This window comes from Archangium primigenium (genome assembly GCF_016904885.1).
Lineage (GTDB): Bacteria > Myxococcota > Myxococcia > Myxococcales > Myxococcaceae > Cystobacter > Cystobacter primigenius.
This window is the reverse complement of sequence record NZ_JADWYI010000001.1, coordinates 5,683,007-5,697,321: the sequence shown is the minus strand read 5'-3', so window position 1 is coordinate 5,697,321 and position 14,315 is coordinate 5,683,007. Positions and strand designations below refer to the sequence as shown.

11 protein-coding genes are annotated in these 14,315 nt (G+C 71.1%); 7 read left to right on the top strand and 4 right to left on the bottom strand.

The window, feature by feature from the left end; genetic code table 11:
* Nucleotides 1–262: 262 nt before the first annotated feature.
* Nucleotides 263–1,186 carry a class I fructose-bisphosphate aldolase gene (locus tag I3V78_RS23305; protein ID WP_204490653.1) on the bottom strand — a complete coding sequence of 308 codons (924 nt, stop codon included), beginning with the start codon at nucleotides 1,184–1,186 and terminating at the stop codon, nucleotides 263–265.
* A gap of 170 nt (nucleotides 1,187–1,356) precedes the next feature.
* Here I3V78_RS23305 and I3V78_RS23300 point away from each other — a divergent pair, with 170 nt between their 5' ends.
* Both I3V78_RS23300 and I3V78_RS23295 read left to right on the top strand, forming a co-directional pair.
* A complete protein-coding gene (locus I3V78_RS23300) occupies nucleotides 1,357–2,811 on the top strand; it encodes a TolC family protein (protein WP_338023721.1) in 1,455 nt (484 codons plus the stop codon).
* A 72-nt stretch (nucleotides 2,812–2,883) separates the two neighbouring features.
* Nucleotides 2,884–3,453, top strand: coding sequence for an MlaC/ttg2D family ABC transporter substrate-binding protein (locus tag I3V78_RS23295; RefSeq protein WP_204490651.1), 570 nt, complete (start codon nucleotides 2,884–2,886; stop codon nucleotides 3,451–3,453).
* Nucleotides 3,454–3,486: 33 nt separating this feature from the next.
* On the opposite strand, the gene I3V78_RS23290 is transcribed toward I3V78_RS23295, so the two are convergent.
* The gene (locus I3V78_RS23290; protein ID WP_204490650.1) at nucleotides 3,487–4,668 is read right to left on the bottom strand and encodes an N-acetyltransferase; all 1,182 of its coding nucleotides are present in this window, start codon (nucleotides 4,666–4,668) and stop codon (nucleotides 3,487–3,489) included.
* A 5-nt stretch (nucleotides 4,669–4,673) separates the two neighbouring features.
* Nucleotides 4,674–6,215, bottom strand: coding sequence for an aminotransferase class I/II-fold pyridoxal phosphate-dependent enzyme (locus I3V78_RS23285; protein ID WP_204490649.1), 1,542 nt, complete (start codon nucleotides 6,213–6,215; stop codon nucleotides 4,674–4,676).
* A gap of 295 nt (nucleotides 6,216–6,510) precedes the next feature.
* On the opposite strand from I3V78_RS23285, the gene I3V78_RS23280 reads away from it, so the two are divergent.
* The 5 genes from I3V78_RS23280 (at nucleotide 6,511) to I3V78_RS23260 (ending at nucleotide 12,938) form a co-directional block, all read left to right on the top strand.
* Nucleotides 6,511–9,000, top strand: coding sequence for an MMPL family transporter (locus tag I3V78_RS23280; RefSeq protein WP_204490648.1), 2,490 nt, complete (start codon nucleotides 6,511–6,513; stop codon nucleotides 8,998–9,000).
* Nucleotides 8,997–9,938 carry a phosphatase PAP2 family protein gene (locus tag I3V78_RS23275; RefSeq protein ID WP_338023720.1) on the top strand — a complete coding sequence of 314 codons (942 nt, stop codon included), beginning with the start codon at nucleotides 8,997–8,999 and terminating at the stop codon, nucleotides 9,936–9,938. The genes I3V78_RS23280 and I3V78_RS23275 overlap by 4 nt, the downstream gene beginning before the upstream one ends.
* A gap of 17 nt (nucleotides 9,939–9,955) precedes the next feature.
* Nucleotides 9,956–11,146: an aminotransferase class I/II-fold pyridoxal phosphate-dependent enzyme gene (locus tag I3V78_RS23270; protein ID WP_204490647.1), complete on the top strand. Its 1,191-nt coding sequence runs from the start codon at nucleotides 9,956–9,958 to the stop codon at nucleotides 11,144–11,146.
* On the top strand, nucleotides 11,143–11,892 hold the full coding sequence (locus I3V78_RS23265; protein WP_338023719.1) for a class I SAM-dependent methyltransferase: 750 nt from the start codon (nucleotides 11,143–11,145) through the stop codon (nucleotides 11,890–11,892). Before I3V78_RS23270 ends, I3V78_RS23265 begins: the two co-directional genes overlap by 4 nt.
* A gap of 74 nt (nucleotides 11,893–11,966) precedes the next feature.
* On the top strand, nucleotides 11,967–12,938 hold the full coding sequence (locus I3V78_RS23260) for a hydroxymethylglutaryl-CoA lyase (RefSeq protein WP_204490646.1): 972 nt from the start codon (nucleotides 11,967–11,969) through the stop codon (nucleotides 12,936–12,938).
* Nucleotides 12,939–12,957: 19 nt separating this feature from the next.
* Here I3V78_RS23260 and I3V78_RS23255 read toward each other — a convergent pair whose 3' ends face one another.
* Complete coding sequence (locus tag I3V78_RS23255) at nucleotides 12,958–14,283, bottom strand: LysM peptidoglycan-binding domain-containing protein (protein WP_338023718.1); 1,326 nt, start codon at nucleotides 14,281–14,283, stop codon at nucleotides 12,958–12,960.
* Nucleotides 14,284–14,315 lie beyond the last annotated feature (32 nt).

Sequence of the window (14,315 nt, the reverse complement as noted above, 5' to 3'; positions counted from 1 at the left end):
GGGTCAGGCGTGCCCCACGGATATTCTCCCCATTTTTACTACCAGAAAAATTTTCTTCGAGCAAACAGCTTCGCTCACATCAGAAATACTGCCGTCCGAGAACGGGGGGAAGGGGCGAAACCGGAAAACGTGACCTGGGTCACGCACCACCCCGCGCACTTGTTTGACCGGGAGACGTTTGGGGTTCTCCCGGCAGGAAGACGGCCGGTTCTCCTCGGGGAGGACCGGCCGCATTCCGACACTCGGACCTACGCGCGGGGACTCACGGCGCGTTCTTGAAGAGGGCCATCACGTCCTCGAGCAGCTTGACGGACTCCGCGTGGGGGCGCTGGAAGGCGTTGCGGCCCATGATGGAGCCGAAGCCGCCGCCGGCGGCGATCTGCTTGATCTCCTCGAGCAGGTCCTCGGTCTTCTTCGACTCACCGCCGGAGAAGATGACGATGCGCTTGCCGTTGAAGGCCGACTTCACGACGTCGCGGATGCGGTCCTCCATCGTCTTGGTGGGGATGCCGTACTGCTCGTAGACCTTCTTGGCCTCGGCCTGCTCGAGGAAGTCCGAGGGCGGCTTGACCTTGATGATGTGCGCGCCGAGCTGCGCGCTGATCTGCGCCGCGTAGGAGATGACGTCGATGGCCGTCTCGCCCTGCTTGGACATGTTGCCGCGCGCGTAGGCCCAGAGGATGGTCGGCAGGCCGTAGGACTTGGCCTCCTCGATGATGTCGCGCAGGTCCTCGTACATCTGGTTGCGCGCCGCGGAGCCCGGGTAGATGGTGTAGCCCACCGCCGCGCAGCCCAGGCGCACCGCATCGCGCACCGACGAGGTCACCGCCGAGATGGGGTAGTCGGGCTTGGCCAGCGTGTCCGAGTTGTTCAGCTTGAGCACGAGGGGGATCTCCCCCAGGTACTTGCCGGCCACCGCCTCCAGGAAGCCCAGGGGCGCGGCGTAGGCGTTGCAGCCCGAGTCGATGGCGAGCTGGATGTGGTAGTCCGGATCATACCCGGCGGCGTTGGGCGCGAAGGAGCGGGCCGGGCCGTGCTCGAAGCCCTGATCCACCGGGAGGATGACCAGCTTGCCGGTGCCCGCGAGCGTGCCGGTGTTGAGCAGGCGCGCCAGGTTCGTCAGCGTGCCGGGGTTGTCGGACGGGTACCACGAGAGGATCTGCTTGACGCGATCGGTGTACGCCATGGGGGGCTCCTCGAAGACCGGGGCGGCAGTGCCCCCGGTGCGGAAACTCATGCGGCGCGGATTCTGCCCACGCACTGGCAGCGGACCAAGCAGTTCGTGGCATTTCTTTCGTCCATGGGTGAGCGGGACAGGGGATGCTCTCGCCGCTCGTGGCAAGGGGAGACGCCGACGTGGTGATCGGGAAGAAGACGCGACGTGTCATCGCCTGGGGTGGGGTGCTTCTGGCCACACGGGTGGCCGCCCAGGAGCCCCCGCCGCCCCCCGAGCCCCTCCCGTCCCCAGCGCTCGCCACCGACGCCGACGCCGTGCCCGCCGGCGCCGAGCCCCTCACCCTGGATCAGCTCATCTGGAGGGCCCGCTCCCGGGATGCGCGCGTGGAGGAGGCGCGCGCCGAGCTGCGCCGGCTGGAGGCGCTCTTGCGTCAGGCGAGCTGGGCGTGGTTCCCCAAGTTCGAGACGCGCGTGGGCTTTGGTGGCCCCGTGCCCGAGGCGCGCAACGACGGCCTGGGCGGCCCGCCCACCACCGAGGCCTCGCTGGAGGGCGACTTCAACTTCGGCCGCATGGGCGTGACGGCCTTCGTCGAGTCCACCGCCGTGCTGCCGCTCTTCACCTTCGGCAAGCTCGAGGCCCTGGAGGACGCCGCGCGCGAGGGGCCCCGCGTGGGCCGCGCGCTGCAGACCCGCGCCGAGGACGAGGCCGGCTTCCAGGCCACCCAGGCGTTCTACGGCTACCAGCTGGCGCGCTCGGGGCTCGTCCAGCTCGCGGAGACGAAGAAGCGGCTGGAGGCCGCGGGCGAGCAGGTGCGCGCGCTGCTCGACGCGAAGTCCGAGCAGGTCTCGCGCATGGATCTCTACAAGGTCGGCTACTTCCGCAACCAGTTGGAGGCGCGCCAGGCCCAGGCCGAGCAGGGCCGTCAGCTGGCGCTCGCCGCCATCCGCCTGCTCGCGGGCATCCCCGAGGGAGAGCCCGTCCCGGTGGTCGAGGTGGAGCTGGAGCCGGAGGAGGAAGTGACGCCGCCCGCGCTGGAGGCCGCCCTGTCCACCGCCGAGGAGAAGCGGCCCGAACTGGTGGGCGTCGCCGCGGGCGTGCGGGCCCGGGAGAAGGAGGTCTTCATCCGCGAGCGCGGCTTCCTGCCGGACCTGGGCCTCGCGGGCTTCCTCACCCTGCGCTACACCTCGAGCGCCACCCGGCAGCGCGATCCCTTCGCCTTCGATCCCTACAACGATCGCGAGGCGGGCGTGGGCCTGGTGGCGCGCTACACCTTCGACTTCCCGGTGAAGCAGGCCCAGTTGGACCAATCCCGCGCGGAGCTCGACAAGCTCAAGGCCCAGCAGAAGCTGATCGCCGCGGCCATCCGGCTGGAGGTCACCAAGGTGCACGGCGAGCTGGTGATGGCGCTCGGACGGGCCCGCGCCCAGAGCCTGGCCGAGCGCGAGGCCCGGCGCTGGGCCACGGCCGCCTACGGCGCGTTCGACCTGGGCACCAGCGGCACGCGGGACATGATCGAGGCCTTCACGGCCCTCGCCCAGGCCTCGGCCGAACGGGCCCAGAGCTGGCATGACGTCCAGGTGGCCCGGGCGGCCCTGGCCCGGGCCACGGGCGCCGCGCCCCTGGGACATGAATAACTTCGCCCCGCGCGGTGTCTTGTTCCCCCGGCAGTCGTTCCACCCCTCGTCACGCCCCCGGAGCCCCCCGTCATGTTCCTGACCCTCGTCACCGCCGTGCTGCTCTCCGCCGCGCCCAGTCCCCTGGACGTCGTCAAGACGGGCAGCGCGGACGTCCAGAAGATCGCCGCGAGCAAGGGGGCCACCGTGGCGCAGCTGTCCGAGGCGGTGGATCGCTTCGTGGACTTCGGGGAGCTGTCGCGGCGCGCGCTCGGGGACACGTGGAGCAAGCTCACCCCCGCCCAGCGCCAGGACTTCTCGGCCACCATGGAGGGCCTCTTGCGCGCCTCCTACGCCCAGCGCGCCATCGGCCAGGGCAAGTCCCAGGTGCGCTACGGCGAGCAGTCCATCGCGGGCAATGACGCCCGCGTCGCCACCACGGTGAAGATCAACCGCGGCGAGGCCTTCCCCGTGGACTACAAGCTCTACCGCGCGAACGACAAGAGCGACTGGCGCATCTACGACGTCATCACCGACGAGGTGTCGCTGCTGACGACCTACCAGGAGCAGTTCCGGAAGATCCTCGCGACCAAGGGCTTCGACGGCCTGCTCGCCACGCTCAAGTCCAAGCGCGCCCAGCTCGAGAAGGCCGCCATTCCCTGAGCGGCCTCCCCGGGCGGGGTGGGGGGCGCCGCGCTACAGGGGCCGCTCGTAGACGCGGAACGTCTTGGAGCGCTGGCCCCCCATGGACTCGATGGCGCGGTTGACCAGGTGGTTGTCCTCCAACGTCCAGGAGATCTCCCCGCCCTCGAAGCCCAGCTCGCGCGCCTTGCGCAGGGTGTCCAGGTAGAGGATGGCGTCCAGGCCCCGGCGCCGGTAGCCCGCCACCGTGCCCAGCAGCACGAGCCGCAGCCGGCGGATGCGGCGCGAGGCGAGCAGCAGCTTCGCGAGTCCAATGGGCAGCCCGAACGTGGTGAGCCGGCCGTTGGCCGCCTTGAGCGCCTCGTTCGCGTCCGGGATCGTCAGCCCGAAGCCCACCGGCTCGCCCTTCACCTCGGCGATGAGCACCAGCTCCGGGCGCACCATCTGCTTGAGCTCCTGGGCCAGGTGGTCGAACTCGGCCTCCGTCATCGGCACGAAGCCCCAGTTGTTCTCCCACGCCGCGTTGTACATGGTCTTGATGCGCTTGACCTCCGCATCGAAGTCCTTGAGGTTCACCGTGCGCACGGTGACGCCCTCGCGCTGACGGATCTTCTCCGCCACGCGCGCCACCTTCTCCGGCGGCGGGGTGGCCGCGGACAGCTCCCAGGCGTACAAGTCCTTGGCCTTGGTGAAGCCGTGTGCCTCCAGCAGCGCCGCGTACCAGGACGGGTTGTACGTCGTCATGATGGACGGCGGGGTGCCGAAGCCGTCCACGAGCAGTCCCACCTCGTGGTTGGTGGAGTAGCTCATGGGCCCGAGCACCGACGTGAAGCCCCGGGCGCGCAGCCACTCGGAGGCCGCGTCGAACAGCGCCCCGGCCACCGCCGTGTCGTTCACGCACTCGAACAGGCCGAAGAAGCCCACGTTCGTCTTCTGGAAGCTGTTGTAGCGCGGGTTGTTCACCGCGGCGATGCGACCCACCACCTCGCCCTCGCGCCGCGCGAGGAAGAACTCCACCTCGCCGAACTGGAAGAAGGGGTTCTTGCGCGGGTCCATGAAGTCCCGGCGCTCCATCTCCAGGGGTGGCACCCAGTTCGGGTCCCCCTGATAGATGGTGTACGGGAAGCGGATGAAGGCCGTGCGCTCGGCCGAGGTGCGCACGGGCGCCACCTCCACGCGGGCGGACGGGGTGGGGGAGGGTGACCCGGCGGTCATCGGTTGGGCGGCGGCGGCCATGACCATCAGCTCCTGTCCTCGCGGCCATTGCGGATGAAGAGGTTGGCGCCCTTCTCCAGGAGCATGCCGGGCAGGTTGCCGCGCTTGGCCCAGAGCTTCTGGGGCATCCGCCCGAGCTCGCGGATGTCCTTGGGCTGCAGGTTGGCGGCGCGCCAGGTGAGCGTCTCCACCGCGTCGAAGAGCCGGTCGGCCACCTCGCGCTTGGACAGGCGCGACAGCTCGTCGAGCGAGAAGCCCTGGCCCGCGAGCGCGCCGGCGCTCGCCGCGGCCCACTTCTCCGAGGCCTGGTTGCCGCGCACGGCGGTGTGGGGACGGGCGATTTGAACGGGCGTGAAGCTCGAGGGCCGCGTCTGGGGGAGGACGTCCAGCTTCTTGCCAATCTGCTCGAAGATGTCGAGCACCCGGTCGAGCTGCTCGTCGGTGTGCGTGGCCATGTAGCTGGTGCGGATGAGGGCGTGGCCCGGCTCCACCGCGGGCGGCACCACGGGGTTGGCGAACACGCCCGCCTCGTGCAGCGCCTTCCAGAAGCGGAAGCACTTGACCTGATCCCCGATGTGCACCGGCACCACCGGCGTCACCGACACGCCCGTGTCGAAGCCCATGGCGCGGAAGCCATTGTGCATCTTCTCCGCGATGTCGAGCAGGCGCGTGCGCCGCTCGGGCTCGGCCTGGATGATCTCCAGCGCCTTGAGCGCCGAGGCCACCGAGGCGGGCGTCATGGACGCGGAGAAGATGACCGAGCGCGACTTGTGGCGCATGTAGTTGATGACGTCCTTGGGGCCGGCCATCACGCCGCCGAGCGACGCGAAGCTCTTGGAGAACGTGCCCATCACCAGGTCCGTCTCCGCCTCCAGCCCGAAGTACTCGGACGTGCCCCGGCCGCGCTCGCCCAGCACGCCCATGGCGTGCGCGTCATCCGTCATCACCCGCGCGTTGTACTTCTTGGCCAGCTCCACGATGCGCGGCAGATCGCAGATGTCCCCCTCCATGGAGAACACGCCGTCGGTGACGATGATCTTCCCCGCGTTGGGCTCCTTCTCCGTGGCCTGCTGGAGCAGCTGCTCGAGGTGCCCCAGGTCGTTGTGGCGGAACTTGCGCTCGGTGGCGAAGGACAGGCGGATGCCGTCCACGAGCGAGGCGTGGTTCTGCCGGTCCGAGAAGACGATGTCGTGGCGGCCCAGGATGGAAGCGAGCGCCAGGTTCGTCTGGAAGCCCGTGGAGATGACGAGCGCCGACTCGCGGTTGAGGAAGCGCGCGAAGGCGTGCTCCAGCTCCTCGTGCAGGGCGAGCGTGCCGTTGAGCAGCCGAGAGCCCGAGCACGTGGTGCCAAAGCGCTCCACCGCCTTGATGGCCGCTTCCTTCACGCGCGGGTCCGCGCTCAGGCCCAGGTAGTTGTTCGAGCCGACCATGATGACGCGGCGGCCCTCGATCTGGACCTCCGTGGCCCCGAAGGACTCCTCGATGGCGCGAAAGTACGGGTAGAGCCCCGTGGCCTTGGCGATGCGGTAGTCCTTCCAGCTGCTGCACTTCTCGAATACGTCACTCATGTGCTTGTCTCTCTGCGCGGGCTCGCGTCCGGGACCGGGGTGGGCGGGGCTGCCCGGAGGCCGTGACGCGCTCGTCCGCTGGTCGTGACTCGGCGTGGGCGGTCCATATTGAGTCACTTCCCGGGTGTCAAGGCATCGGCCTGGGGGCGGATCCCCTGGCTGGTGGACGTTCCGCCTGTCCGACCCCCGGCGGAAGTCCGCCCGGACGCCCGGTGTTGCAGCGGGATTCCGAGGAGCCGTGACAGGTGTCCAGAATTCTGCTTTCTGGCGGGTCTCCTCTCGACCGGGGTCATGCGTGGCAGAGTCTTTCCGAGAGCGGTGGTTCAAGTCCTTCCTCCACACCTCGCTCGCGCGGCCCTGGCGGGTGCTCTTCGCCTTCGTGCTGCTGGGGCTGGGCAGCGCGCTGCTCGCCGGGCGCCTGGAGTTCCGCGGCTCGTTCGTGGAGCTCTTGCCCCGGGACGCCCCCGAGGTGCAGGACCTGCAGCGCGTGTCGCAGAAGGCCGGCGGTGACGGCTACCTCGTGGTGCGCGTGCGCGGGGACACCACCGAGCGGCTCCAGGCCTTCTCCCAGAAGCTGTCCGCCCAGCTCGAGACGCTGCCCGAGGTGCGCTACGTCGAGCACCACTTCGACGTGGGCTTCTTCCAGGAGCGCGGCCTGTGGCTCCTGCCCACCGAGCAGCTCGGGGCGCTGCGCCAGGACGTGGAGGCGCGGCTGCGCTACGAGAAGCAGAAGGCCATCGGGATGGATCTGCTCGGCGCGGATCGCGCGCCGCCGGACTTCGATGCGCTGGTGAAGAAGTACACCCCCGAGGCCCCGATGCGCGCGGACCTGGGCAGCCAGGACGGCACGGAGATGTACCTGATGGTGAAGCCGGCCGGCACCGCGGGCGACATCGCCTTCGCCCAGAAGCTGGTGGGCGCGGTGCAGGGCATGGCCCAGGCCGAGGCCGCCCAGTGGCCTGGCGTCCAGCTTGACTACGCGGGCGCGTTCGCGGCGCGCCTGGACGAGGACCGGGCGATGCGCGAGGACCTCACGCGCGCGGGCCTGCTCTCGGCGGTGATGGCGGTGGGCATCATCCTGCTGGCCACGCGGCGGCTGTGGGCGCTGGCCGTGGTGGGCGTGCCCGTCATCTTCGGCGTGTCGCTCACGTTCGCCTTCGCCCAGCTCGCCATCGGCCACCTGAACATCGTCACGGGCTTCCTCGTGGCCATCCTCATCGGCCTGGGCCTGGAGTACGGCATCCACCTGACCATGCGCTACGCCGAGGAGCGGCGCGCGCACCCGGCCGCCGAGGCGCTCGCGCGCGCCGTGCGCGGCACCTTCGCCGGGGCCCTCACCTCGGCGCTCACCAACGCCGCGGCCTTCTTCGTGCTCGTGTTCGCCCAGTTCGAGGCGTTCCGGCAGTTCGGCCTGCTCGCGGGCGTGGGCGTGCTGCTCGCGGTGCTCATGGCCTATGGCCTGGGCCCCGCGCTGTTGATGATCTTCGAGCGCATGCGCGGCACGCGCGGCGAGCGCCCCGTGGAGGCCCGGCCCGCGGAGGTGGCGCCCGAGGGGCTCCCGGGTGGGGGAGGGCGCTGGCCCACCCCGGCCCTCGTCGGCATCCTCCTGGCGGTGCTCGGCTTCGCGGGGTGGTCGCTCTACGTCCTGCCCCAGGTGGGCTTCGAGACGAACATGCGCAGCCTCCGGGGCGACTCGCCCACGATGCGCCTGGACGACCACATCACCCAGCAGACGGGCATGCCGCTCAACCCCGCCATCCTGCTGGTGGACGACCTGGCGCAGGCGCGCATCGTGCAGGAGGTCATCCGCGAGGTGAAGGCGGGCCACGGCGACGCGTCGACCTTCCAGCGCTCCGCGTCGCTCAATGATCTGCTGCCCCAGGACGTGCCCGGGCACGAGGCCCACATCGCCGCGCTGCGCACCACCCTGGAGAACCTGCCCGAGGAGGCCCTGAAGGATCCCCGCGTGGCCCAGGTGAGCCGGATGCTCGCCGCCCAACCCTACGGCGTGGACGAACTGCCGCGCGAGGTGCGCCGCCGCTTCGAGGCGCTCGATGGCCAGGGCATGTTCCTCCTGCTCTTCCCCTCGGTGTCCAACCACGACACGCGCGAGCTGTCGGCCTGGGCCGCCCAGCTCGACGAGGTGGTCGCCAAGGCCCAGGCGCGGGGCGTGAACCTGGCCCTGCTCGACAGCAACCGGCTCGCCGCGCGCATCTTCTCGCTCGTGAAGATGGACGGGCCCTTCATCCTCTCGGCCGCCGCGGGCGTCGTCTTCCTCACCATCCTGCTGAGCCTGCGCAGCTTCAAGCGCGCCTGCCTGGTCGCCGGGCCGCTCTTCCTGGGCATGCTGTGCCTCGCCGGCGGCATGCACCTGTTCGGCGTGCAGCTCAACTTCATCAATGCCGTGGTGCTGCCCAACCTCCTGGCCATCGCCGTGGACAACTCGGTCCACCTCTACCACCGGTATGAGGAGGAGGGGCCCGGCTCGCTGGGTCACGTGGTGCGGCACACGGGGCTGGCGGCGGTGGTGGCCACCCTGTCCAACGCCGCGGGGTACGGCGCGCTGTTGATCTCCCACCACGCGGGCCTGCGTTCCATTGGCCAGATTGCACTTCTGGGCGTCGTGTGTACCTTCCTGGGCACCACGGTGTTCTTTCCGGCCCTGCTCGCGTTGTTGGAGCGACTCACGGGGAAGGGCGTGGCGGCGGGTGGGGTCCAGCGCCTGGAAGTCGGCTCGTCCTCGAAGGGAGGGGCCGCGGAGCCAGGGGAGCGTAAATCGGCGTGAACGACGAGCGAGCGGAGCAGGCGCTTCATCAGGACACTCCCCTGGTGGAGCTGCGAGCGGTGGACCTGGTGGTCGTCTTCTCGTGTGCCTGCGCGGCCCTGCTGTTGCTCGGGCCGTTCCGCTGGGCGCCCGGTGCCGGCTCCTCGGCGTTCGTCTTCGCGGTGTTCGCGCTCGGCCCGCTCCTGCTCCGCACGCTGGAGACGTATGGGCCCCGCAAGCGCGTGGTGTCCTTCATCGCGGACTTCTGGATGCTGCCCGTGGTGAGCGTGGGCCACGGCATGCTCGGCCCGCTCGTGAGCGCCGTCACCCCGGGGCTCAAGGACGCGCGCATCGTCGCCCTGGATCAGCACCTGTTCGGCGCCCAGGCGTCGGTGGTGCTCGGGGAGTGGACGCCGCGCTGGCTCATGGACGTGCTGCTGGTGTGCTACTACGGGCACTTCCTCTGGCCGCTGGCGCTCGGCTGCGCCCTGTACTTCGCCCAGCGCCGCGAGGCCTTCGACGAGTACCTGCTGGCGCTCGGCCTGTTCTTCGCCTGCAACTTCGTCTTCTACACCTGGGTGCCGGCCATCGGCCCGCGCTTCTTCCTCCACGCGGCCTTCCCCGGCAGCCTCCAGGGCCTGTGGCTCACGCCCTACCTGGAGTCGGCCATGCTCCAGCCCACCTTCGTGCGGGACTGCTTCCCCTCGGGGCACACGGGCGCGGCGCTCCTGGTGCTGGTGTACGCCTGGCGCTTCGAGCGGCGCGTCTTCCGGGTGGCGTTCCTGCCGGTGCTCGGGCTCATCGCGGCCACGCTGGTGGGGCGCTTCCACTACGCGACGGACCTCGTGTGCGCGGTGCCGCTGGTGGTGGGCGCCGTGGCGGTGGCCGCCGTCTGGAGCCGGTGGGCGCGGGGATCCCTGGCGCGCCAGGTGCCGTGGGACGTTATCGTGCGCTCCTGAGCAGCAAGGGAGCGTGCATGAGCGGCAGGTCCATCCTCGCCCAGCGGGTCGCGCCGCTGGGCACCACCGTGTTCTCCGAGTTCAGCGCCCTGGCCCTCCAGCATGGCGCGGTCAACCTGGGGCAGGGCTTCCCCGACTTCGACGGGCCGGACGCCGTGAAGGAAGCCGCCCACCAGGCCATCGTCTCGGGCATCAACCAGTACGCGCCCAGCACGGGCCTCAAGGTGTTGCGCGAGGCCATCGCCGAGCACGGCGCGCGCTTCCACGGCCACACGGGCATCGATCCGGACACCATGGTGACGGTGACGAGCGGCGCCACCGAGGCCATCCTCTGCGTGCTGCTGGGCCTGGTGGATCCGGGGGACGAGGTGGTGGTGTTCGCGCCCGTCTACGACTCGTATGACGCCAACATCGCGTTCGTGGGGGCCCGGGCGCGCCACATCCCCTTGAGGCCGCCGGACGCCGCGCACCCCACGTGGTGGTTCTCCCCGGACGAGGCGCGCGCCGCGTTCGGCCCGCGCACGCGCCTGCTGCTGCTCAACACGCCCCACAACCCCACCGGCAAGGTGTTCACCCGCGAGGAGCTCGCCTTTCTCGGCACGCTGTGCGCCGAGCACGACGCCTACGTGCTGTCCGACGAGGTGTACGAGCACATCGTCTTCGCCCCGGCGTGGCACGTGCGCGCGGCCACGGTGCCGGAGCTCGCCGGGCGCACCGTCACCGTGAGCAGCGGGGGCAAGACGTTCAGCCTCACCGGGTGGAAGGTGGGGTGGATCATCGCGCCGCCCGCGCTGCGCGACGCCGTGCAGCGCGCCCACCAGTTCGTCACCTTCGCCACCGCCTCGCCCCTGCAGGCCGCCATGGCCGTGGCGCTGCGCCTGCCGGACGCCTACTTCGAGGGCCTCCGGGCCCAGTACCACGCCCGGCGCGAGCGCCTGCTCGCGGGGCTCGCCCGGGCGGGTCTGTCGGCCCAGGCCCCCGAGGGCAGCTACTTCCTCCTCGCGGACATCTCCCAGAAGGGCCTGGGGGACGACCTGGCCTTCTGCCGGCACCTGGTGACGCGGGTGGGGGTGGCCGCCATTCCGCCCAGCGTCTTCTACCCCCCCGAGCACAAGCACCTGGGCCGGGGCCTGGCGCGCTTCGCCTTCTGCAAGAGCGACGCGGTGCTGGACGAGGCGGCGCGGCGCCTGGAGGCCGGACTCCGGTGAGCGCACCGCCCCCGGCGGACTCGGACTTCTTCGGCGAGCTGTACCTGCGCTCCACGCGGCCCTTCCTGTCCGCGGCGACGACGGCGCGCGAGGTGGACTACCTGCGCGGCTGTCTGGGAGATCTGCCCGCGCCCGGGCCCGTCGTGGACCTGGGCTGCGGCCACGGCCGGCACGCGGCGCCCCTCAACACCGAGGGCCCCCTGGCCGGGCGCATCCTCGGCCTGGAGCGTGACGCGCTGTCCCTCGGCGAGCGCCTGCCGGGCTTCCCCGTCGTCCAGGGGGATCTGCGCGCGCCGCCGTTCCGCACGGGCGCGCTCGCGGGCGCCTACGCCTGGTACTCCACCTTGTTCGTCTTCTCGGACGCGGAGCACGTGGCGCTCCTGCGGCAGGTGGCGCGGTGCGTGCGGCCGGGCGGGCGCCTGGTCCTCCACACGGTGCCCCACGCCCGCATCGCCGCCCAGGGCCCGGCGTCGTTCTCCACCCGACTGCCCGACGGGAGCCTGTTGGAGGAGGACAGCCACTTCGACGCGGTGCGTGGCCGGGACATGGGCCACCGGCGATTGACCCTGCCCGATGGGCGTTTGCTTTCCGGCCGGTACGCCATCCGGTACTATCCGCTGGACGAACTGACGCAACTGCTCGAATTCACGGGGTTTTCCGTGCGCTGGGTGCACGGGGGGCCCGACGGGAGCCCCCTGACGGAGGACTCCCTGGATCTCATCGTGGGGGCGGACATCCGCCGGTGAGGACGTTGCGCGGAGCGGGTGTGACGGACATGTAGAAGGGTAGCAGTCGCAGCTCGACGCGGGACATCACACACGTGCATTCGAACCAACATCGCGGCCCGCGCGTCACAGGGCTCGGCAACCTTCCCCAGCGGGTGGACGTGTACGAGGTGGGACCTCGGGACGGCCTGCAGAACGAGCTGCGGACCCTGCCCACGCGCGACAAGGCCCGGCTCATCGAGGCGCTCATCGCCGCGGGCGAGAAGCGCATCGAGGTGACGTCCTTCGTCCACCCCAAGTGGATTCCGCAGCTCTCGGACGCGGAGGAGCTCATGCGTCTGGTGGGGCGGCGCGAGGGCGTCACGTTCTCCGCGCTGGTGCCCAACCTCAAGGGCGTGGAGCGCGCGCGGGCCGCGGGCCTGCAGGAGGCCGCGGTGTTCATCTCCGCGTCCGAGGCCCACTCGCGCAAGAACATCAACAAGAGCATCGCCGAGGCGGTGGACGCCGCGCGCGAGACGAGCGAGGCGGCGCTCAAGGCCGGCATGCGCGTGCGCGGCTACCTGTCCACCGTGTGGGGCTGCCCCTACGAGGGCGACGTGCCCGTGGAGCGCGTGGTGGAGATCAGCCGGGCGCTCTACGCGGACGGCATCTACCAGCTGAGCCTCGGGGACACGATCGGCGTGGGCACGCCCCGGCAGACGGAGGCCATCCTCTCCGCGCTGCTCGAGCACCTGCCGGTGGAGGCCCTGGCGCTGCACCTGCACGACACGCGCGGCACGGCGCTGGCCAACGCCCTGGTGGGCCTGCAGATGGGCGTGACGACGTTCGACGCGAGCATCGGCGGACTCGGGGGCTGCCCCTACGCGCCGGGCGCCGCGGGCAACCTGGCCACCGAGGACCTCGTCTACATGCTGCGCGGCATGGGCGTGGACACGGGCATCCACCTGGACAAGCTCGTCGAGGCGGGCATGGTGGCCCAGCAGCTCATCGGCCGGAAGCTGGCGGGCAAGTTCCTCCAGGCCGCCCTGGGCGAGCGCGAGAAGGCGGCCCGCCGGGCCCGGCCCTAGTCGCGCCGCCGGACACGACTCACTGCACGGTGCTGGGCGAGGTGTCCGCCGTGGCGGGCAGGCTCGCGGCCCCGCCCTCCGGCGGCAAGGCCGGCGCCACCGGAACGGGCTCCGGCGCGGGCTCGGTCGCGGTGACCGCCTGCACGGGCGCCTCGGGGGCCGGGGGCTTCGGGGCCTCCACGATCGCGGGCGCGCTCTCGGTGGCGACGGGCACGCTCTCGGCCTCGGCGGCGACGGGCGCGCTCTCGGTGGGGGCGGCGGGCGTGGTGGCCAGCGCGGGGGCCTCGGGGGCGAGGGGCTCCAGGCCCGGGGGCAGCCGCCGGGGCGGCAGCACGACGTGCGGCGGCACCGGGCAGCGCGTGCACGGGCCGCGCAGGGGCACGGCCAGCACCTGACCGAGCCGCAGGAAGGTGTTGCGCATCCGGCTCGCCTTCTGGATGGCCTTCACCCCGGAGCCATAGCGCAGCGCGATGGCCCCGAGCGTGTCGCCCGAGCGCACCCGGTGCATCATCATGTTGTGGTCCGGCTGCAGCGCGAGCAGCGGCGCGATGCGCCAGCCCAGCTCCTGCGCCCGGGCGTTGAAGAAGCGCACGTGGAAGTGGTCGCGGTGGCCGCGCGCGTGCTTGATGAGGGCGCGATCGCCCAGGAAGAGCGAGTCCACCCACTTCGCGTCCTCGCCGTGCCCGAGCGCGTACTCGCGCAGCACCTTCTGCACGCGCTTGTCCACGAGGATCATCTGCACGTCGGTGTGCACCGCGAGCGCCTTGATGAGGCCCCAGTTGAGCTCCAGATCGATGTGGCGCTCGCGCTCGCGCACCCGGATGGGCTCCTCGGTGGGGTAGTAGAAGCCCAGGTCCACGTCGCGGCCGGCCTGGTGGCTCTTGTGCGGCCGCAGGTAGCCGCCGTCCTTGGAGCTGATCTGGTTGACGCGCAGCCGGGGCGCCTTGGGGTGGGCGGCCTTCACCTCGCGGATGGCGGTGGTGACGGCGTCGATCGTCTCCTGGGTGGCCCAGGTGAGCTCCGGGGACACGACGATCCACTGCTCGCCGGGTGGGAACTGCACGGCGTTCACCATGCGCCCGCTGTGCACGAAGCCCACCGAGACGGAGCCGAGCGCCTTGGGCTCCTTCTTCCACATCTCGGTGAGGGCCTCGTCCGTCCACTCGGTGGTGTACACGGGCCCCGTCACCGCGGCCTCGCCCGTGGCGGTCTCGACTTCCTCCTCGCCCTCGGGCGAATCGCCTCCCTCGGCGGACTCGTCGTCCTCCTCGGGCTCACCCTCGGGCACCACCGGACCCGGACCCTCGGCGAGGGCCTCGGTGGCGGGGGGCGCCAGGGTCGCCACGACCGGTTCCGATGTCACGGGCGCGGGGGCCA

Coding starts and splice junctions, on each gene's coding strand:
- I3V78_RS23295 (WP_204490651.1), top strand. CDS start 2,884: ATGTTCCTGACCCTCGTCACCGCCGTGCTGCTCTCCGCCGCGCCCAGT.
- I3V78_RS23290 (WP_204490650.1), bottom strand. CDS start 4,668: ATGGCCGCCGCCGCCCAACCGATGACCGCCGGGTCACCCTCCCCCACC.
- I3V78_RS23270 (WP_204490647.1), top strand. CDS start 9,956: ATGAGCGGCAGGTCCATCCTCGCCCAGCGGGTCGCGCCGCTGGGCACC.
- I3V78_RS23285 (WP_204490649.1), bottom strand. CDS start 6,215: ATGAGTGACGTATTCGAGAAGTGCAGCAGCTGGAAGGACTACCGCATC.
- I3V78_RS23305 (WP_204490653.1), bottom strand. CDS start 1,186: ATGGCGTACACCGATCGCGTCAAGCAGATCCTCTCGTGGTACCCGTCC.